This is a genomic window from Streptomyces mirabilis (assembly GCF_039503195.1).
Classification (GTDB): domain Bacteria; phylum Actinomycetota; class Actinomycetes; order Streptomycetales; family Streptomycetaceae; genus Streptomyces; species Streptomyces mirabilis_D.
In genome coordinates, this window is record NZ_JBCJKP010000001.1 from 955,340 (window position 1) to 975,053 (window position 19,714).

Below are 19,714 nucleotides of genomic sequence, written 5' to 3' on the forward strand. Positions count from 1 at the left end.
GTCATGGCCACCGAGCAGGAGCCGATGACGCCCCCGGAACAGCCGGGCGAGACCCCCTCGTCCTCGCAGGTGCCGGAGTCGGACGAACAGACCGCCGCCCTCGACGAGATGCGCGACCGCTGGCGCCGCGCGCTCGCCGACCTGGACAACCTCCGTAAGCGACACGCGAAGGAACTGGAACGCGTGCGGGTCGAGGAGCGCGCCCGCACCGCCGGGGCCTGGCTGCCCGTCCTCGACAACCTGGAACGGGCGCTGGCCCACGCCGACTCCGACCCCTCCGCCGTGCTGAAGGGCGTCGAAACCGTACGCGACCAGGCGGTCGAGGTGCTGCGCGGCCTCGGGTATCCCCGCTACGAGGAGACCGGGGTGCCCTTCGACCCGACCCGGCACGAGGTCGTCGGAGTCGTCGACACCCCCGACGCCGAGCCGAACACCGTGGCCCAGGTGGTGAGCCCGGGCTACGGGGCGGACGGCAAGCAGTTGCGCCCCGCCTTCGTCGTGGTCAGCAAGCGGCAGGAGTGACGCCCCATGGCACGGGACTACTACGACGTGCTCGGAGTGCCGCGCACCGCGAGCGCGGAGGAGATCCAGCAGGCCTTCCGCAAGCTGGCGCGCAGACACCACCCCGACATCAACAAGGACCCGGGAGCCGAGGAGCGCTTCAAGGAGATCAACGACGCGTACAGCGTGCTGTCCGACCCGAAGACCAGGCAGCGCTACGACCGCTTCGGTGAGAACTTCCGGCAGATCCCGGAGGACTACGACGAGCGGGTGGCCGCGGGAGCGGGTGCCCGGGGCGGCTGGAGCGCGGGCGTCGGAGGGGCCGGCGGAGGAGGCGGCAGGGGGGTGCGCTTCCGTACGGCGGACGGTGTCGACTTCGACGGCTCCGGCGTCGACTTCGAGGACCTGTTCGGCGGGATCTTCGGACGTGGCGGGGGCGCGGGGGCGGGGGGCGGCTGGGGTCGGGTACCGGGTGCCGACCAGGAGGCCGAGATCCAGCTCGGCGTCGAGGAGGCGTACCGGGGCGGCAAGCGCGGCATCACCCTGGGCGGCCCCACCGGGCAGCGCACCTACGACGTCAACATCCCGCGCGGGGTGGTGGACGGGCAGCGCATCCGGCTGGCCGGAGAAGGCGGCAGGGGCAGCCCCGACGCCCCGCCGGGCGACCTGTATCTGCGCGTGCGGATCAAGCCCGACGGGCGGTTCCGGTTGGAGGGCCGCGACATCCACGTGGTCCTTCCGGTGACACCGTGGGAGGCGGCACTCGGCGCGACCGTGCCGGTGTCCACCCCCGGCGGCACGGCCAAGGTCACCGTCCCCGCGGGCTCCTCCAGCGGCCGCCGGCTGCGGCTGCGCGGCGAGGGCATGCCCAACCCGCGCGGCGAGGACGGCAACCTGTACGCGGAGGTCCGCATCATGGTGCCGCCCGAGCCGACCGCCCGTGAGCGTGAGCTCTTCGAGGAACTGGCCGCCGCGTCCGCCTTCGACCCGAGGAGACCCCGATGACCACAGCCCCCCGCCCCGGCGGTGCGCACCGCCGTACCGCCACCCCGGTACCCCGGCCGGCCTTGAACATCGTGGTCCGCGCCGCCCCGCTCGGACCGGCCCATCGGCTCGGTCTCGACGCCGTCGCCACCCGTTCCGGTCTCCATCCCGATCTCGTACGCCGGTTCGTCACCCTCGGCCTCGTCGACGCCACCCGGGACGCCACCGGGCGACTGTGGTTCGAGCCGTCCGCTCCCGCCACCCTCGCCCGCATCCAACGACTACGGGCCGCGCTCCCCCTCAACTACGCCTCCCTGGGTCTGGTGCTCGATCTGCTCGACCGGATCAGTGAGTTGGAGGACGCTCTGAGGCGCAGCAACGCCGGCTCCAGGAGTGATGAATCGTGGATATGAACCGGCTCACCCAGAAGTCCCAGGAGGCGCTCCAGGAAGCGCAGACCATCGCCGGCCGGCTGAACCAGACCGAGGTCGACGGCGAGCATCTGCTCCTCGCCCTGCTCGACCAGCCCGACGGCCTGATACCGCGGCTGATCGACCAGTCGGGCGCCGACACCCGGGCCCTGCGCACCGCGCTGAACGAGGAGTTGGCCCGCAGGCCGAAAGTGACGGGCCCCGGTGCCACCCCAGGACAGGTCTACGTCACCCAACGGCTGGCGAAGGTACTGGACTCGGCCGAGCAGGAGGCCAGGCGGCTCAAGGACGAGTACGTGTCCGTCGAGCACCTGGTGCTGGCACTCGTCGACGAGGGCTCCCGCACGGCATCCGGCCGACTCCTCAAGGAGCACGGCGTCAGCAAGGACGGGTTCCTGTCCGCGCTCACCCGGATCCGCGGGAACCAGCGCGTCACCTCGGCGACGCCCGAAGCGGCGTACGAGGCACTGGAGAAGTACGGCCGTGACCTGGTCGCCGAGGCACGCAGCGGCAAGATGGACCCGGTGATCGGCCGGGACGCGGAGATCCGCCGGGTCATCCAGATCCTGAGCCGCAAGACGAAGAACAACCCCGTCCTCATCGGTGACCCGGGTGTCGGCAAGACCGCCATCGTGGAGGGGCTCGCCCAACGCATCGTGCGGGGCGACGTGCCCGACGGGCTGCGCGACCGGACGATCTTCTCGCTCGACATGAGTTCGCTGGTGGCGGGCGCCAAGTACCGCGGCGAGTTCGAGGAACGGCTGCAGGCCGTACTGAGCGAGGTCAAGGCGGGCGAGGGGCGCATCCTGCTCTTCATCGACGAACTGCACACGGTCGTCGGCGCGGGCGGCGGTGCCGAGGGCGCGATGGACGCCGGGAACATGCTCAAGCCCATGCTGGCACGCGGCGAGCTGCACATGATCGGCGCCACCACCCTCGACGAGTACCGCAAGTACGTCGAGTCCGACGCGGCCCTCGAACGCCGCTTCCAGCAGGTGCAGGTGGACGAGCCGAGCGTCGAGGACACCATCTCCATCCTGCGCGGACTGCGCGAACGCCTCGAGGTCTTCCACGGCGTGAAGATCCAGGACACCGCGCTGGTCGCGGCGGCGACCCTCAGCCACCGCTACATCTCCGACCGGTTCCTGCCGGACAAGGCCATCGACCTGGTCGACGAGGCGTGCGCGCGGCTCCGTACCGAGATCGACTCCATGCCCGCCGAACTGGACGAGATCACCCGCCGGGTGACCCGTCTGGAGATCGAGGACGCGGCGCTCGCCAAGGAGACCGACGCCGCCAGCCAGAAGCGACTCGACGAGCTGCGCCGCGAGCTGGCCGACCTGCGCGCCGAGGCCGACGCCATGCACGCCCAGTGGGAGGCCGAACGCCAGGCCATCCGCCGGGTGCAGGAGCTGCGCCAGGAACTCGAGCACGTCCGGCAGGAGGCCGAGGAGGCCGAACGCAGCTACGACCTCAACCGGGCCGCCGAACTGCGCTACGGCAGGCTCACCGAACTCGAACGCCGCCTCACGGCGGAGGAGGAGGCGCTGGCCGCCAAGCAGGGCGAGAACCGGCTGCTGCGCGAGGTCGTCACCGAGGACGAGATCGCGGAGATCGTCGCCGCCTGGACCGGCATCCCCGTCACCCGCCTCCAGGAGGGCGAGCGCGAGAAGCTGCTGCGCCTCGACGAGATCCTCACCGAGCGGGTGATCGGCCAGGACGAGGCGGTCAAGCTGGTCACCGACGCGATCATCAGAGCCCGCTCCGGGATCCGGGACCCGCGCCGGCCGATCGGCTCGTTCATCTTCCTCGGCCCCACCGGCGTCGGGAAGACCGAACTGGCCAAGGCGCTCGCCGCGGCGCTGTTCGACTCGGAGGAGAGCATCGTCCGCCTGGACATGAGCGAGTACCAGGAGCGGCACACCGTCAGCCGGCTCATGGGCGCACCGCCCGGATACGTCGGCTACGAGGAGGGCGGCCAGCTCACCGAGGCGGTGCGCCGCAAGCCGTACTCCGTGGTCCTGTTCGACGAGATCGAGAAGGCCCATCCCGACGTCTTCAACACCCTGCTGCAGATCCTCGACGACGGCCGCATCACCGACGCCCAGGGCCGCACCGTCGACTTCCGCAACACCGTGATCATCATGACCTCCAACATCGGCTCGGCCCACCTGCTGGACGGGGTGACCGCCGACGGCGAGATCAAGTCCGACGCGCGGGCGCGGGTGATGAGCGATCTACGGGGCCACTTCCGGCCCGAGTTCCTCAACCGCGTCGACGACATCGTGCTGTTCAAGCCGCTGGGCATGACGCAGATCGAGCGGATCGTGGAGCTGCAGTTCGACGACCTGCGCCGACGGCTGGCCGAACGGCAGATCACGGTCGAGCTCACCGACGCCGCCCGCGAACTCATCGCCGAGCAGGGCTTCGACCCCGTGTACGGAGCCCGGCCGCTGCGCCGGTACATCTCGCACGAGGTCGAGACGATGGTCGGCCGGGCGCTGATCCGCGGTGATGTGCAGGACGGCACGACGATCCGCGTCGACGCCCAGAACGGCGAACTCGTCGTCACCTACGGCGGACAGGCCGCACCGGACGTGCGGAAAGCCGCGTGAGTGCGGTGACCACGAGTACGGGCACGAGCAAAACGGTCGTCTGCGACCACTGCGGTCGCAAGAACCGGGTGCCGGCGGCGGCCGACGGCACGCCACGCTGCGGGAACTGCGCGTCCCCGCTCGCGTGGATCGTCGACGCCGGCGACGCGGACTTCGCGGAGGTCGCCGAACAGGCGACGCCCTACGTCGTCGTCGACCTGTGGGCCACCTGGTGCGGGCCCTGCCGGATGGTCAGCCCCGCGCTGGAGCAGGTCGCCCACGAACTCGCCGGGCGGGTCAAGCTGGTCAAGGTCGACATCGACCAGAACCCGCGGCTCGCCCTGCGGTTCCAGGTGCAGGCCGTACCGACGCTCCTGCTGCTCGACAAGGGAGAGGTGATCGCACGCAAGACGGGAGCGGCGCCCGCGCCGGCGCTGAGGCAGTGGGTGGAGGAGACCCTGGCCGCCCGTCGTTGAACCGGGCCGCGTGAACGCGGGCACGGCCCCAGCAGGGTGAACCCCACACACGTCGCCCGCTGTCCGGAGCCCCGTGGGCCGGGCGCCCCGCTCCTGGTCGGAGAAGACCCGCGCCTCCGCGTCCGAGGTGATCTCGGCCGGCGTGGGCGGGGCGTTCAGCCGGGCGGTGATGCGTTCGGCGGCGGGGTCGCCCGTGCGGGGCCCGGCGGCACGGGCAGCGTCGACGTCGTACGAGGTCTGCCGCAGCTCGACGTCCGGGCCGAGCAGGGCCCAGAAGGCGGTGCCCGGCGGACCCTCGCGGAAGGGGAGCCCGACGCTGCCCGGGTTGACGCTGTGCCGTCCGGCGACGGTGCGGTCGAACTGGAGGTGCGTGTGCCCGGTGACGATCACCGCCTCCTCGACGTCCGCGGCCAGCTCCGCGAAACGCCCGGCAGGCGTGGCGGGTGTGACCAACTCCGTGTCGCCGCGCGGCGATCCGTGGCAGAACCGCACGGGTCCCAGCCCGACGACGTCCACGACGACGCTGAAGGGGATCCCGGCGACGAACGCGACACTCGCGTCCGAGTGCTGCCGCGGCACCCACGCCTCACGCTCGGTGCTCGGACGACGGACCCCGCGGTGAATGTCCACGACGGTGCGCTCCCCGTTGCCCCGGACGAACAGGGCCCGCGGCAGCCCGGCCATCAGCTCCACCGTACGGTCGGGTTCGGCACCCCAGGTCAGGTCTCCGCACGAGACCACCAGATCGACGCCGGCTCCCTCGATCTCCGCCAGGACCGCGGTCAGTGCCGGCACGTTCGCGTGGACGTCGGAAACGACCGCGACCCGTCGCATGGGACCGTAGCGGCGCGTCGGCCCCTCCCAGGCCCTGGGGCCGTACAAGGTCGTGTTCATGATTGACGGTAACAACGGCGGCCGGTGCCGCACCGGCCGTTCCACCGAAACCGTCGCCACCGAACCGGTCAACGCCAGTCGGGAGCACCCGAGGCGGGCGACAGCAGGGACTCGATCTTCATCCGCATCTCCCGCATGACGGCGACGATACGGGCCTCGTGCTCGCCGGTGAGCCGGACCACCGGAACCGAGCAGCTGATCGCGTCGACGGCCGGCGTGTCGTAACGCAGGGCGAAGCCGAAGCCCGCGATGCCGGGCACCGTCTCCTCGCGGTCGATGGAGTAGCCGCGCTCCCGTACCTCCGCGAGGTCCGCGAGCAGGGTGGCCGACTCGGTGTGCGTGTTCTCCGTGAGAGCGGCCAACGGCTGCGCCGGAAGCGACAGTTCGCTGTCCGGACGCTCGGCGAGCAGGGCCTTGCCGAGGGCACCGGCGTGGGCCGGGACCCGGCGGCCGACCCGGCTGAGGGTGCGCGCGTACTCGTGGGACTCACGGGTCGCGAGATAGACGACGTCGGCGCCGTCGAGGCGGGCCAGGTGAATGGTCTCGCCGAGCGCGTCCGAGGCTTCGTCGAGATAGGGGCGGACCACCCTTACATGCCGGTCGCTGTCGAGATAGCTGGTGCCCGTGAGCAGGGCACGGATCCCTATGCCGTACAGCGAACCGGTGGTGTCGGCGCGCACCCAGCCGCGGTCGACGAGGGTCTGCAGCAACTGGTACATGCTGCTGCGCGGCACCCCCAGTTGCGCGGCGAGTTCGTCCAGCCGGGCCGGCCGGTCGCCCCGCCCGGCGAGCAGTTCCAGCAGCGCGACCGTGCGGGCCGCCGACTTCACTTCTCGGACACCACTGCTCTCCGGCATGGAGCCCATCGTAAATCCGCCCTGCCGCACCCATTGACCCCGCGCGTTCACGAACCTAGCCTCCATCTTCATACATAGACACCATCTGCATATGAGGACAGAGTTCATGACACGGTTCAGTACGCCCGCCGAGGACGTGGCCAAGCGACTGCGGGACGGCATGGTCGGCGGGGTGCTGTCCTTCCCGCTCACGAGCTTCCGGGAGGATGGCGGTCTCGATCTGGAGGCGTACCGGGCCTACCTGACCACCCAGTTGGACAGCGCGCCGGGCGCGGTGTTCCCCGCCTGCGGCACCGGGGAGTTCTTCTCGCTGGACGAGGACGAGTACCGCGCGGTCGTCCGGGCCACGGTCGAGATCGCCGACGGACGGCTGCCGGTCGTCGCGGGCATCGGCTACGGCTGGGCGCAGGCCCTGCGCTTCGCCCGGATCGCGGAGGAGGCGGGGGCGGACGCCGCGCTGGTACTCCCCCACTACCTGGTCGCCGCCCCGCAGGACGGGCTGGTGGAACAGCTGCGGCGGATCGCCTCCGGCACCTCTCTGCCGCTGATCGCCTACCAGCGCGGCCAGGTCGCCTTCACCGCCGACAGCCTGCGCCGGATCGCGGAGATCCCCACGGTCATCGGCCTCAAGGACGGACACAGCGACCTCGACCGCCTCCAGCGCCTCACACTCGCGGCGCCCGACGGCTTCCTCTTCTTCAACGGCGCCTCCACCGCCGAGATCCAGGCCCGCGCCTACGCCACCGTAGGCGTCCCCGCCTACTCCTCGGCGGTCCACGCCTTCGCGCCGGAGATCGCGAACGCCTTCTTCGCCGCCCTGCGGGACGGCGACGACGCGGGAGTGACCAAGCTCCTGCGCGACTTCTACGTCCCGCTCGTCGAACTGCGCGACCGGGTCCCCGGCTATGCGGTGTCGCTGGTCAAGGCCGCCGCCGGGCTGCGCGGTCTGCCGGTCGGGCCGGTACGCGCGCCGCTCACGGACCCGGGGCCGGAGGAGCTCGACGCGCTGGCGAAGGTGCTCGACGACGGTCTGAAGGTGGTCGGGGCCGTACGGCGACCCGACTGACAGATGACGGCGTCTGTCATCTGCCATCCGTTACCTGTCACCTGTCACCTGTCACCTGTCAGCCGCAATTCGCCATCTGCCCTCCGTCATCCGGGGCCCATCTCCCGTCACCCGGTCCAACCAGTTCAAAGGGGAACTGAGACGTGCCGCTTCTCGTAGTCGGGATCAGCGTGCTGGTCCTGCTGCTGCTCATGACCAAGCTCAAACTCAACGGCTTCGCCGCCCTGCTGCTGGTGGCGGTCGGTGTCGGTCTGGTCCGTGGGATTCCGCTGGAGAAGATCCCTGACGTCCTCTCGGAAGGCATCGGCGACCAGATCGGCGACACGATGCTCACCATCGGGCTGGGCGCGATGGTCGGCCGTGTCATGGGGGATTCAGGCGCCGCCCAGCGCATCGCCGGCAAGCTCCTCGACGCCTTCGGCCCGCGCGGCGTCCAGGTCGCCATGGTGGTGACGTCGATGCTCATCGGCGTGACGATGTTCTACGAGGTCGCGTTCATCATCATCGTGCCCATCGCGTTCACCCTGGTACGGGTGACCGGCGCGAAGCTGCTGTGGGTCGGGCTGCCGATGTCGATCGCTTTGTCGACCATGCACAGCTTCCTGCCGCCTCACCCCGGTCCCACCGCGGTGGCCGCGACCTTCCACGCGTCCGTCGGTCTGACGCTGTTCTACGGCCTGTTCATCGCCGTCCCGGTCGGCGCGCTCATCGCTCTGGCGTGGCCACGGCTGCCGTTCGTCAGGGCGATGAATCCCTCGATACCCCCGGGCCTGGTCAGCGAGCGGGTCTTCGAGGACGAGGAGATGCCCGGGCTCGGCTGGTCACTGGGCGTGGCCCTGTTCCCCGTGGTGCTGATCGCCGGTGCCGCCGTGACCGACATGGCCACGTCCGGTTCGAGCCCGTTCCTGCACGTCGTCGCCTTCATCGGATCCGCGCCGATCGCACTGCTGCTGACCCTGATGCTGGCGGTCTGGGCGTTCGGCCCGCGCATGGGGCGGAGCCTCGCGGAGGTCAGCGCCTCCTGCAACTCCGCCGCCCAGGCGATGGCCATGATCCTGCTGGTGATCGGTGCGGGCGGCGCCTTCAAGAACGTCCTCGTCGAGGGCGGGATATCCGACTACATCAAGGACCAGACGCACGGCTGGTCCATCTCGCCGATCGTCCTCGCGTGGCTCATCGCGGTCATCCTCCGGGTGGCACTGGGCTCGGCGACGGTCGCCGTCGTCACGGCCTCCGGCGTGGTGCTGCCGCTCCTGGCGGGCGGCGGGGTACACCCCGAGATGATGGTGCTCGCCGTCTGCTGCGGTTCGATCGCCTTCTCGCACGTCAACGACCCCGGGTTCTGGCTGTTCAAGGAGTACTTCGACCTCTCGGTCGTCGAGGCGATCAAGGTCCGCACCACGTACACCACCGTGCTGGCCGTCCTCGGTCTGGGCGGTGTCCTGGCGGTCGAACGGGCCCTCGACGTCCTCAGCCTCTGACCACAGCCCCTGTCACCCCCGTACCCAAGGACTTTGAGACGCATGAGCAAGAGCCAGCCGACCGTCACCGCCTTCTCCGTCTACCCGGTCGCCGGCCGGGACTCCATGGAGTTGAACCTCTCCGGAGCGCACGGCCCCTACTTCACTCGCAACGTCGTCGTCCTGACGGACTCCGAGGGGCGTACGGGTCTCGGTGAGGTCCCCGGCGGGGAGAAGATCACGCGGACTCTGCGGGATGCCGAGTCCCTGGTCGTCGGAGCGAAAGTCGGGGACTACAAGCGCGTCCTGCGCGAGATCGGTGACCGTTTCGCCGACCGCGACGCCGGTGGGCGCGGCGCCCAGACCTTCGACCTGCGGACCACCGTCCACGCCGTCACCGCGGTCGAGTCGGCGCTGCTCGACCTGCTGGGGCAGCATCTCGACGTACCCGTCGCGGCGCTCCTCGGCGACGGACAGCAGCGCGACTCCGTACGGGTCCTCGGCTACCTGTTCTACGTCGGTGACCCCGGCCGGACGGAACTGGAGTACGTCCGCGAGCCGGACGCGGCCGAGGACTGGTACCGGATCCGGCACGAGGAGGCCCTGTCGCCGGAGGCGATCGTCCGGCAGGCCGAGGCGACCCACGACCTGTACGGCTTCCGGGACTTCAAGCTGAAGGGCGGTGTCCTCGCGGGCGCGGAGGAGGTGAAGGCCGTACGGGCGCTCAAGGACCGCTTCCCCGAGGCGCGGATCACCCTCGACCCGAACGGCGCGTGGTCGCTGCGCGAGGCGATCGAGCTGTGTTCGCCCCTGGTGGGCACACTCGCCTACGCCGAGGACCCCTGTGGAGCCGAGGGCGGCTACTCCGGTCGGGAGATCCTGGCCGAGTTCCGCCGCGCGACGGGCCTGCCGACCGCGACCAACATGATCGCCACCGACTGGCGGCAGCTGACCCATGCCCTGGCCCTGCAGTCGGTGTCCATCCCGCTGGCCGACCCGCACTTCTGGACGATGCAGGGCTCGGTGCGCGTGGCGCAGTTGTGCAACGCGATGGGGCTGACCTGGGGTTGCCACTCGAACAACCACTTCGACATCTCACTGGCGATGGTGACGCACTGCGGGGCCGCGGCTCCGGGCGCGTACAACGCCCTGGACACGCACTGGATCTGGCAGGAGGGTCTGGAGCGCCTGACCGTCGAACCGCCACGCATCGTCGACGGGGAGATCGCCGTGCCGGACGCGCCCGGTCTCGGTGTCCGGCTCGACAAGGAGCGGCTGCTGGCGGCCCACGAGCTCCACCAGGAGAAGGCGTTGGGGGCGCGTGACGACGCCGTCGGGATGCGCTACCTGGTCCCCGGCTGGGAGTTCGACAGCAAGCGTCCGTGTCTGGTGCGTTGAGCCACTCTCATTTCCGTCGTGGGACCGACTGGTGTCCATTCACCCTTCCGGGTGAGGACTTCGGCCTGACAGACTCCGGAGGGTGCGCGACTTCGACATGCTTGTCATCGGATCCGGCCCGGGTGGTCAGAAGGCCGCCATCGCTGCGGCCAAGCTCGGCCGCCGGGTCGCCGTCCTCGACCGCCCCGACATGGTCGGCGGGGTCTCCATCCACACCGGGACCATCCCCTCCAAGACCTTGCGCGAGGCGGTCCTCTATCTCACCGGCCTCACCCAACGCGATATGTACGGCCAGAGTTACCGCCTCAAGGAGGACATCACCGTCGCCGACCTGACCGCGCGCACCCAGCACGTGGTCAGCCGCGAGGTCGACGTCATCCGCAGCCAGCTGTCCCGCAACCACGTCTCCCTGTTCGCCGGCACCGGCCGCTTCGTGGACGACCACACGGTCGCCCTGATCGAAGCGAACGGCAACGAAAAGCTGCTGACCGCCGAGCACATCGTGATCGCCACCGGCACCCGGCCGGCCCGTCCCGCGAGCGTCGCGTTCGACGGACGCACGATCATGGACTCGGACAACGTTCTCAACCTGGAGCAAGTGCCGCGCTCCATGGTCATCGTCGGGGCCGGGGTGATCGGCATGGAATACGCCTCCATGTTCGCGGCCCTCGGCAGCAAGATCACGGTGGTCGAGAAGCGGGCCGGGATGCTCGACTTCTGCGACGTCGAGGTGATCGAGTCGCTCAAGTACCACCTGCGGGACCTCGCCGTCACCTTCCGCTTCGGGGAGACGGTCGCCTCGGTCGAGCATCATCCCGGGGGCACTCTCACCGTCCTGGAGAGCGGCAAGAAGATCCCCGCGGACACCGTGATGTACTCCGCGGGCCGACAGGGCCTCACCGACGAACTCGACCTGGACAAAGCCGGGTTGTCCGCCGACCCGCGCGGCCGTATCAAGGTCGACGAGAACTACCGCACCGAGGTGCCGCACATCTACGCGGTGGGCGACGTCATCGGCTTCCCGGCGCTGGCGGCGACCTCGATGGAGCAGGGACGTACGGCCGCGTACCACGCCTTCGGCGAGCCGGTGCATCCGATGCACGACCTCCAGCCGATCGGCATCTACACCATCCCGGAGATCAGCTTCATCGGGCGCACCGAGGACCAGCTCACCGAGGAGTGCGTGCCTTTCGAGGTCGGCATCTCCCGTTACCGCGAACTGGCCCGAGGCCAGATCATCGGTGACTCGCACGGCATGCTCAAGCTCCTGGTCTCCCCGGACGACCGCAAGCTGCTCGGCGTGCACTGCTTCGGCACCGGGGCCACCGAGCTGATCCACATCGGGCAGTCCGTGATGGGGTGCGGCGGCACGGTCGACTACCTCGTCGACGCGGTGTTCAACTACCCCACGCTGGCCGAGTCCTACAAGGTCGCCGCCCTGGACGCCACCAACAAGATCCGCCAGATAGACCGCCTGAGGGACTGACCGCCGCCGGGGCCCGGCGAGGCCCGTATCGAGGTCCGGCACGGGCGAGGCCCGGGGTGCCTGGTGAGGCACCCCGGGCCCGCTCACGCCGAGGTCATTCCCTCGCGCCGATCGCCTCGACCGGCCGGATCCTCAGCAGCATCCGCGTCGGCAGCATCGTGCCCGCGGCCGCGAGAGCCGCCGTCGCGCCGGCGATCGCCAGGTAGCCGAGGCCGGGTACGGCCGGGATCGGGGTGCCGCTCACCGCCAACGACACGAGGACGAGTGGGAACGCGGAGAGCAGGGTCCCGATGCCCACCCCGGCCGCGATGACGATGACGCTCTCCCGCCGCATCATGCCCGCGACCTGCCCGCGCGCCGTGCCGGACAGCCGCAGCAGAGCGAACTCGCGGCGTCGCGCGGCCGTGCTCATCGCCAGCGTGTTGACGACGGTGATCGCCGTGTAGGCGATGATCACGCCGACGACGAGGTAGTTGACCCACGCGTTCGCCCGCTGTTCCGCGAGCTGGTCGTCGACGGCGAGGCCGTCCCGGAGCACCGTGCCGGGGTAGGCCGCGGCCAGGTGCGACAGGGCCTGGGTCAGGTCGGGTGCCGAGGCGGCGGAGCGTACGAGGACGGACTCGTCGACCTTCCCTGTGGTGTGGGCGAGCAACAGGTCGTGGTCCACGGTCACGTCGGTGAATCCGAAGCCGCGTTCGTACACGGCGACGACCTTGGCCCGCAACGGGGTGCCGTCGCCGAGGTGGAGCCGGGCGGTGTCGCCGACGCCGAGCCCGAGCCAGGAGGCCGTGGTGGTGCTGATCGCCACGGTGTCCCGTGACAGGGCCTTCATGTTCCCTTCCCGCGGCCGCAGATCGAGGGCGCTGCCGAGCGCCCGGGGATCCACGCCCTGCGCGCTGAGCGAGACGGACTCCTGGGCGCCCAGCATCCTGCCCATGGCGACGACCTTGGACCTGACCAGTCCGGTGGCCGACACCACCTGTTTCATGCCCCTCGCCTTCTCGGCGAGTTCGGGTGACACTCCGGACGGCGCGGTGAGGACGTGGTCGGCGACGAGCCCGGCCCGCAGCTGGTCGGCCGACTCCCTGAGCCCGGTGGTCTGCGCGAAGACGACGGTCGACGAGAAGGAGACGGCGAGCACGAGCGGGGTGATCGCGCCGGCCAGCCGGACCACGTTGGCCCGGGTGTTGGCCGCCGCGAGGTAGCCGGTGACACCGGTCCGGTTCAGCAGCGGGGCAAGGAGGCGTACGGCGGTACGGGAGACCAGCGGGCCGAGGACGGCGACCGCGACGACGAGGACGAGGACGAGGGAGTTGGCGAGCCCGACGAGGGTGAAGAAGTCGGCGTCCTGTGCCAGTCCGGTGACGAAGATCCCGGCCGACAGCACGAGCAGCACACCGCCGGTGATCCGGCGTCCGCGGCCGAGCCCCGGGGTCTCCACGGCGGCCTCGCCGAGCGCCTCGGTGGGCCGGATCCGGGTCGCGCGATGCGCGGCGGACACCACCGCGACCAGCGCGGTCAGGACGGTGACGAGCACCGCCGCGAGGAAGGGCAGGGGGCTGAGGGCGAGCCCGAAGTCGGAGGGCACGATGCCGTGTCCGGCGAACCGGTCGCGCAGCCAGTACACGAGGAGCAGACCCGCCGGGCAGCCGACCGCTCCGGCGAGCAGGCCGGTGGCGGCGGCCTCGGCGGCGACCATGCGCCGGATCTGGCCCGGGGTGGTGCCGATCGCGCGCAGCAGGGCGATCTCCCGGCGGCGGTGTCGGATCGACAGGGACGTGGTGGCGTACAGGACGAAGACGGCGACGAGCAGGACGTTGCCGCCGATCGCGGCCGCCAGGACGACGAGGTTGGAGCCGCTGACGGTGACGTCGAGGAACTCGGCCCGTCCGCGCCCCTCCCCGGTGTGCACGGCGAGGGTGTCGTCGTGGAGCGCGGCCTGGATGGCGCCGGCGAGTCGGTGCGGTGACGCGCCGGGCGCGGCGAGGACGCCGAAGGCCTGGACGGAGGCTTCGGGAACCGACCGGCGCAGGGTCGCGTCGGCCAGGAACGCCACGGACCGACGGGGGGCGCCGCCGTCCTTCAGGGCGACCAGTCCGGCGACCTGGAAGGTGCGGGGCACCGAGGTGGTCATCAGACGGATGTCGTCGCCGGGGCGGACGTCCGCCTGCGCGGCGAGTTCGGTGTCCAGGACGATCTCTCCGGCGGCGCGGGGCGCGTGACCGGTGATCAGACGGAAGTCGCCGAGGCCCAGGCTCGACCAGTTGTGCGCCTCCACCCCCGCGCCGTGGTGTCCCGGCACCGGCTGACCGGCATCGGTCACCAGCCGCACCGGGGCGCCCACGTCCGTGATCACCGCCTTCGCTCCGTCCACGCCGGTGATCCGGTCGGCCGACGAGGCCCGCAGCGGTACGCGTTCGGGCAGCGGTTGGGACTCCTTCACGGTCGATCCGTCGAGGTCCTTGAAGGTCAGTTCGACCTCCTGGCGGCCCGTGACGACGACGTCGGCCGCCGCGTACCGCTCGGCGGAGGATCCGGCCCGTATGCCCGACTCCAGCAGGATCCCGCACGCGCTCAGGACGGCGGCGCCCAGCAGCAGGGCGACGAAGGTGCCGACGAAACCGCCCTTGCGGGCCTTGAGCGTCAGCAGGGCGAGACTCAGCATCGGGCGGCCCTGCGCAGGCCGGCCATGACGTCCGCGACGCGGTCGGCGCTCGGCTCGGTCAAGGCGTCGACGAGGTGCCCCGCGCTCAGGAAGAGAGCGTGGTCGGTGTGTGCGGCGGCCACCGGATCGTGGGTGACCATGACCACCGTCTGATGCAGATCGGTGACCGCCTGCCGCAGCAGCCCCAGGATGTCCCGTGCGGTCTCCGGATCGAGCGCCCCGGTCGGCTCGTCGGCGAAGATCACCTCGGGCCGGGTGACCAGGGCGCGCGCGATCGCCACCCGCTGCTGCTGGCCGCCGGACAGCTGGGCGGGCAAGCGCGCGAGCCGGTCGCCGAGGTCGACGGCCTTCACGATGTGGTCGTACCAGCCCGCGTCGACCTGCCGTCCGGCCAGCCGCAGGGGCAGCGTGATGTTCTGCTCGACGGTCAGCGAGGGCAGCAGGTTGAACGCCTGGAACACGAAGCCGATGCGGGTGCGCCGCAGCTCCGTGAGCCGTCGCTCCTTCAGTGTCGACAGGTCCTGTGCGCCCAGCCGGACCGAGCCCGAGGTGGGCCGGTCGAGGCCCGCCGCGCAGTGCAGGAAGGTGCTCTTGCCGGATCCCGAAGGGCCCATCACGGCCGTGAACGTGCCGGGGGCGATGCCCGCGCCGATCTTGTCGAGCGCCAGGACGGCCGAGGGGCCGTCGCCGTACCGCTTGGTCACGTCCGTCAGCTGCACCGCGTACCGGCCGTCGGTCGGCCCGTCCGGTTGTTGGCCCCAAGACCGCACTGTGACTCCTCCTCGACTCTCAAATGCCGACTTCTCAAGTTCCGGCTGCCAACGTTCCGGCTTCTCAAGTTCCGGCTTCTCGCACGGCGTTCCGTGAGTGGTGCTCCCAGTCCAGCGGCGGCAACGGGCCGCGGCCTCGGCCGCACCGTCGAACCGTGGTCTCCGCCGGTCGGGCGAGATCCGCGATGCCCTCCGTCGTACGGAGGAGGGCAGGGTCTCCTCGCGCCGCCGGCCGCGCGGGGCGCCTCCTCCTTGCGGAGGATGCCGCCGCGGAGGAGACCGGCGGCGCGCTCTCACCCTCAGGGCAGATCAGGGCACCGGGTGAGCCGTCTAACGTGGGGCGCATGGACCTGATGGACTCGTTCGCCGGGCGCCGTGTGCCCCCGGCCGTCACCGACGCGGGTCTGGCCCTGCTGCTCATCGCCGGATGCGCGGCCACGCCGCTGGCGATCCCGCCCGGCGGGCCCGAACTGCGTTCGCCGGATACCTGGTTCCTGGTGCTCGTGCTGGTGTCCGCGCTGCCGCTCGCCTTCCACCGCCGGGCTCCGCTGCCCGCGCTGCTGGTGATGTCGGCGGCGGCCGCCGCGCTCCAGGGCCTCCACTACATCCCGCAGCTCTCCGGACCCGAGGGCACCTCCATCGGACCGACCTACGTGGGCGTGGCCACGGGCGTGTTCCTCACCGCCGTACGGTCCACCCCCCGTACGGCGACCCTGGTCGTGGCGGTACTCATTCCGGCCGCGGCCGTCACCGAGTCGCTGCTCGCGCCGACCGGGTACCGCGTCACCACCCTGCTGATCGAGACGGTGCTGCTGGTCGCCGCGTGGGCGCTGGGCCGGCTCTCCGGGGCACGCGCCGCCATCCGGAACCAGGCGCTGGAACGGGCCGCTGCGATCGAGCGCGAACAGGTCGCCAACGCGCGCGCCGCCGTGATGGAGGAACGGGCCCGGATCGCCCGCGAGTTGCACGACATCGTCGCCCACAACGTCAGTCTCATGGTGGTGCAGACCATCGCCGCCGACCGGGTCCAGGACCGCGACAGCGCCAAGGCCCACGAACTGCACGGCACCGTCGAGGAGACGGGACGGGCCACCGTCACCGAGCTGCGCAGGCTCCTTGACGTGCTGCGGACCGACGAAGAGGCGGAGAGCGACCCGAACAAGGAACCGCCCCAGCCCACCGTCGACGCCCTGCCGGCGCTCGTGGAGTCGGTGCGCGCCGCCGGTCTCCAGGTCGAGTTCGACACCAGGGGAACGCCCGCCGAGCTCCCGGCGGGTTCACAACTCGCCGTCTACCGCGTCGTGCAGGAAGCCCTCACCAACACCCTCAAGCACGCCGGTCACACGCACACCGCGCTGACCGTCTCCTGGGAGCCGGAGCGGCACCGGCTCACCCTGCGGCTCTGCGACGACGGGCCGCGGCAGGGAGACGAGACACCTCGGCCGCCCAAGCCGACGAGGGGTTCCGGCCACGGTCTGGTCGGTATGCGGGAACGGATCGGCGCCGTGGGCGGCTCCCTGCACACCGGCAACCGCCCGGGCGGCGGATACTGCGTCCACGCGGTCGTCCCGCTCCCCTCCCCCGAACCCGACCCCCAGCACGAAGGGCACTCCCCGCATGCAAGCCATCCGCGTCCTGCTGGTCGATGACCAGCCCATGATCCGGACGGGATTCCGGCTCATCCTCGAGGCCGAACCGGACATCGTCGTCGTCGGCGAGGCGTCGGACGGCGTGGCCGCCGTCGAGCGCGCCGAGGCCCTCACCCCGGACGTCGTCCTGATGGACATCCGGATGCCGCACATGGACGGTGTGGAGGCCACCCGCCGGATCGTGGGAACGGGTTCACCCAGCCGGATCGTCATCCTCACCACCTTCGACCTGGACGCGCACGTCGTGGACGCCCTGCGCGCCGGGGCCAGCGGTTTCCTGGTCAAGGACGGTCCCGCCGACTCTCTGGTGAGCGCCATCCGTACAGTGGCCGGCGGTGAGGCCGTACTCTCCCCGCGCGTCACCCACCGGCTGCTGGACCGCTTCGCCCACCTCGCCGCGCCCGCGACGTCGGCCGTGCCGACGAAGCTCGACGCCCTGACCGGGCGCGAACTCGACGTGCTGCGCGCCCTCACCCGTGGTCTGTCCAACGCGGAGATCGCGCTCGAACTCGGTGTGGGTGAGACCACGGTCAAGACGCACGTCGCCCACATCCTGGAGAAGTACCAGCTGCGCGATCGCGTCCAGGCCGTGATCCTGGCGTACGACTGCGGCCTGGTCGTCCCGCGCGGCACGTCCTGACGGGGCCTCGGGGCGCGAGCGCCTGACCATCGCATGGCACGCCCGCGTGATCACCGATCGCGGGCACGGGGAGCGCCACGGTCAGCGCGGGCTGTGGCGCTCCGCCGTCACGCGCAGGTACTCGATACCGGTGTCGAGCGCGGCCTTCAGGTGGGTCGAGTCGCCCGTGGACATCATCACCGACACGCCTCCCTGGACTCCGGCCAGCAGTGCGGCGGCCGTCGTGTCGACGTCGAGGGTGGGCGACACCAGGCCACGCGCCCGGAGCGCGCGTATGCCCCGGGCGAGTTGCTCCTGCCACTGACGCATCAGCTCGGCCACGATGGCCCGTGCGCCCGGCCGGGATCGCCCGACCTGGAGGAACAGGGATCCCAACGGGCACTGATCACCCTGGCGTTCATAGCGTTCCACGACCGCGTCCCGCCACTGGTACCAGGACTCCCAGGAGTCCAGGCATCCCAGATGCGGCTGCTGGTCCTCCAGGACGCGGTCCGCCTCGAACTGTGCCACCGCCAGCAGTAGTTCGTCCTTGCCTTCGGGGAAGTAGTGGAAGAGCTGGCTCTTGCTCGTGCCGGTCCGGGCGCGGATGTCGTCGAGGGTGGTGAAGGCGACACCCCTTTCGCGGAGCACCTCGGCGGCACCCTCGACGATGCGGGCCCGCGTGGCCCGGCCTTTCGTGGTCGGCACGTGCGACATGGCGTGCTCCCTCCATCCCTGGACCGGCGTACGGACCCGACTCACTGAAGCGACTCGCTGGACCGAACTCACTGCTGACTCACTGGACCGATGAGTCCATTTTATGTCCTCACAGGCGCCCCAGACTGGACTTGCCGGTCCATTTTTACCGATGCACAGTGGGTCGCGCGGTTCAGCCCACTGGTGGACCGCCGTACGGAGCCGGTCGGCCTGCCCGGCCGCGGAGAGCGGGACGAGGGACCACATCATGGGTGAACGACTGCACAACAAGACCGCGCTCGTCACGGGCTCGACGAGCAATATCGGGCGGGCGATCGCCGAGGCGTTCGCCGCCGAGGGGGCCCATGTCATCGTGTCGGGGCGCGATCGGGAGCGGGCGGCCCGGGTCGTCGAAGGCATCCGCGCCGCCGGCGGGCGGGCCGATTTCCTCGTGGCGGACCTCGACGGCAGTGCCGGGGCCTCCCGGGACCTGGCCGAGCGGGCACGCAGGTCCCTCGGCGGGCGCATCGACATCCTGGTGAACAACGCCGGCATCTACCCGGGCGCCGTGACCACCGCCACGGACGAGGAGACCTTCGACCGGGTCTACGCGGTGAACGTCAAGGCACCGTTCTTCCTGACCGCCGCCGTCGCACCGGCCATGGCGGAGGCCGGAGGGGGCAGCATCATCAATCTCGGGTCATGGGTCGCGCGCCTGGGTATTCCGGTCGGCGCGCTCTACAGCTCCACCAAGGGGGCCATGGAGACACTCACCCGGGCATGGGCCGCGGAGTTCGGACCGCGGGGAGTGCGGGTGAACGCCATCTCGCCTGGCGTGATCCTCCCCGCACCGCGGAAGGGAGCGAACCGCATCCCGGCGAGGTCATGATGAAGGGGACACCGGCCGGCGAAGTCGGCAGCCCGGACGCCATCGCGCGCGCCGCCGTCTGGCTGGCCGGTGACGAGGCCTCCTTCGTGCACGGATCGGTGGTGGACGTCGACGGCGGTCGCGTGGGTGCCGCCGTCATCGCCGTGTGAGTCACCGCAGGCCGTTTCCCTCACTCCACGGCAAGGACCAACACGTCCCGGCTTGGAGTCCGTGGCGGGAGACGCGCGGGGCTGACCACGCGTATCGACGTGTCTCTCCGCACAGTTGGGGCCCGGCAAG

At 70.9% G+C, this 19,714-nt stretch carries 17 protein-coding genes and 1 pseudogene; 13 read left to right on the forward strand and 5 right to left on the reverse strand.

The genetic code is table 11. The features are described from left to right. The first annotated feature begins 3 nt into the window (after nucleotides 1–3). The 5 genes from AAFF41_RS04900 to trxA are packed head-to-tail and all read left to right on the forward strand — an operon-like array spanning nucleotide 4 to nucleotide 4,986. Entirely contained in the window at nucleotides 4–522 is a 519-nt protein-coding gene (locus AAFF41_RS04900) for a nucleotide exchange factor GrpE (protein WP_388412355.1), read from the forward strand. Between the two features lie 6 nt (nucleotides 523–528). Further along, nucleotides 529–1,506: a DnaJ C-terminal domain-containing protein gene (locus AAFF41_RS04905; RefSeq protein WP_319751663.1), complete on the forward strand. Its 978-nt coding sequence runs from the start codon at nucleotides 529–531 to the stop codon at nucleotides 1,504–1,506. Further along, nucleotides 1,503–1,898: a chaperone modulator CbpM gene (locus AAFF41_RS04910; RefSeq protein ID WP_101406834.1), complete on the forward strand. Its 396-nt coding sequence runs from the start codon at nucleotides 1,503–1,505 to the stop codon at nucleotides 1,896–1,898. The genes AAFF41_RS04905 and AAFF41_RS04910 overlap by 4 nt, the downstream gene beginning before the upstream one ends. Beyond that, nucleotides 1,889–4,531: an ATP-dependent chaperone ClpB gene (gene clpB / locus AAFF41_RS04915; protein WP_343323545.1), complete on the forward strand. Its 2,643-nt coding sequence runs from the start codon at nucleotides 1,889–1,891 to the stop codon at nucleotides 4,529–4,531. The genes AAFF41_RS04910 and clpB overlap by 10 nt, the downstream gene beginning before the upstream one ends. A gap of 5 nt (nucleotides 4,532–4,536) precedes the next feature. After that, nucleotides 4,537–4,986 carry a thioredoxin gene (gene trxA / locus AAFF41_RS04920; RefSeq protein WP_319751702.1) on the forward strand — a complete coding sequence of 150 codons (450 nt, stop codon included), beginning with the start codon at nucleotides 4,537–4,539 and terminating at the stop codon, nucleotides 4,984–4,986. A gap of 294 nt (nucleotides 4,987–5,280) precedes the next feature. Here the strand turns inward: trxA and AAFF41_RS04925 are convergent. Together AAFF41_RS04925 and AAFF41_RS04930 are read right to left on the reverse strand one after the other, a co-directional pair. Continuing rightward, nucleotides 5,281–5,880, reverse strand: a pseudogene (locus tag AAFF41_RS04925) (metallophosphoesterase family protein); the annotation flags it as partial. A 68-nt stretch (nucleotides 5,881–5,948) separates the two neighbouring features. Then, entirely contained in the window at nucleotides 5,949–6,737 is a 789-nt protein-coding gene (locus AAFF41_RS04930) for an IclR family transcriptional regulator (protein ID WP_319751661.1), read from the reverse strand. A 106-nt stretch (nucleotides 6,738–6,843) separates the two neighbouring features. On the opposite strand from AAFF41_RS04930, the gene AAFF41_RS04935 reads away from it, so the two are divergent. The 4 genes from AAFF41_RS04935 (at nucleotide 6,844) to sthA (ending at nucleotide 12,147) form a co-directional block, all read left to right on the forward strand. Further along, entirely contained in the window at nucleotides 6,844–7,803 is a 960-nt protein-coding gene (locus tag AAFF41_RS04935; protein ID WP_319751660.1) for a 5-dehydro-4-deoxyglucarate dehydratase, read from the forward strand. A 143-nt stretch (nucleotides 7,804–7,946) separates the two neighbouring features. After that, the gene (locus AAFF41_RS04940; protein ID WP_343323546.1) at nucleotides 7,947–9,284 is read left to right on the forward strand and encodes a gluconate:H+ symporter; all 1,338 of its coding nucleotides are present in this window, start codon (nucleotides 7,947–7,949) and stop codon (nucleotides 9,282–9,284) included. A gap of 42 nt (nucleotides 9,285–9,326) precedes the next feature. Beyond that, the gene (locus AAFF41_RS04945; protein WP_343323547.1) at nucleotides 9,327–10,661 is read left to right on the forward strand and encodes an enolase C-terminal domain-like protein; all 1,335 of its coding nucleotides are present in this window, start codon (nucleotides 9,327–9,329) and stop codon (nucleotides 10,659–10,661) included. Nucleotides 10,662–10,743: 82 nt separating this feature from the next. Next, on the forward strand, nucleotides 10,744–12,147 hold the full coding sequence (gene sthA, locus AAFF41_RS04950) for a Si-specific NAD(P)(+) transhydrogenase (RefSeq protein ID WP_319751657.1): 1,404 nt from the start codon (nucleotides 10,744–10,746) through the stop codon (nucleotides 12,145–12,147). 94 nt (nucleotides 12,148–12,241) lie between these two features. On the opposite strand, the gene AAFF41_RS04955 is transcribed toward sthA, so the two are convergent. Together AAFF41_RS04955 and AAFF41_RS04960 are read right to left on the reverse strand one after the other, a co-directional pair. After that, nucleotides 12,242–14,812, reverse strand: coding sequence for an FtsX-like permease family protein (locus tag AAFF41_RS04955; protein WP_319751656.1), 2,571 nt, complete (start codon nucleotides 14,810–14,812; stop codon nucleotides 12,242–12,244). Continuing rightward, a complete protein-coding gene (locus AAFF41_RS04960; RefSeq protein WP_319751655.1) occupies nucleotides 14,806–15,582 on the reverse strand; it encodes an ABC transporter ATP-binding protein in 777 nt (258 codons plus the stop codon). The genes AAFF41_RS04955 and AAFF41_RS04960 overlap by 7 nt, the downstream gene beginning before the upstream one ends. Nucleotides 15,583–15,926: 344 nt before the next feature. On the opposite strand from AAFF41_RS04960, the gene AAFF41_RS04965 reads away from it, so the two are divergent. Then, nucleotides 15,927–17,231, forward strand: a complete 1,305-nt coding sequence (locus AAFF41_RS04965; protein WP_319751654.1) for a sensor histidine kinase — start codon at nucleotides 15,927–15,929, stop codon at nucleotides 17,229–17,231. After that, on the forward strand, nucleotides 17,200–17,871 hold the full coding sequence (locus AAFF41_RS04970; RefSeq protein ID WP_343323548.1) for a response regulator: 672 nt from the start codon (nucleotides 17,200–17,202) through the stop codon (nucleotides 17,869–17,871). The genes AAFF41_RS04965 and AAFF41_RS04970 overlap by 32 nt, the downstream gene beginning before the upstream one ends. A gap of 81 nt (nucleotides 17,872–17,952) precedes the next feature. Here AAFF41_RS04970 and AAFF41_RS04975 read toward each other — a convergent pair whose 3' ends face one another. Further along, nucleotides 17,953–18,567 (reverse strand): TetR/AcrR family transcriptional regulator, encoded by a 615-nt coding sequence (locus tag AAFF41_RS04975; protein WP_319751652.1) that lies wholly within the window; start codon nucleotides 18,565–18,567, stop codon nucleotides 17,953–17,955. A gap of 247 nt (nucleotides 18,568–18,814) precedes the next feature. On the opposite strand from AAFF41_RS04975, the gene AAFF41_RS04980 reads away from it, so the two are divergent. Continuing rightward, on the forward strand, nucleotides 18,815–19,435 hold the full coding sequence (locus AAFF41_RS04980; RefSeq protein WP_425526104.1) for an SDR family NAD(P)-dependent oxidoreductase: 621 nt from the start codon (nucleotides 18,815–18,817) through the stop codon (nucleotides 19,433–19,435). Continuing rightward, nucleotides 19,432–19,584 (forward strand): SDR family oxidoreductase, encoded by a 153-nt coding sequence (locus tag AAFF41_RS51470; protein WP_425526105.1) that lies wholly within the window; start codon nucleotides 19,432–19,434, stop codon nucleotides 19,582–19,584. The genes AAFF41_RS04980 and AAFF41_RS51470 overlap by 4 nt, the downstream gene beginning before the upstream one ends. The last annotated feature ends 130 nt before the right edge of the window (nucleotides 19,585–19,714 follow it).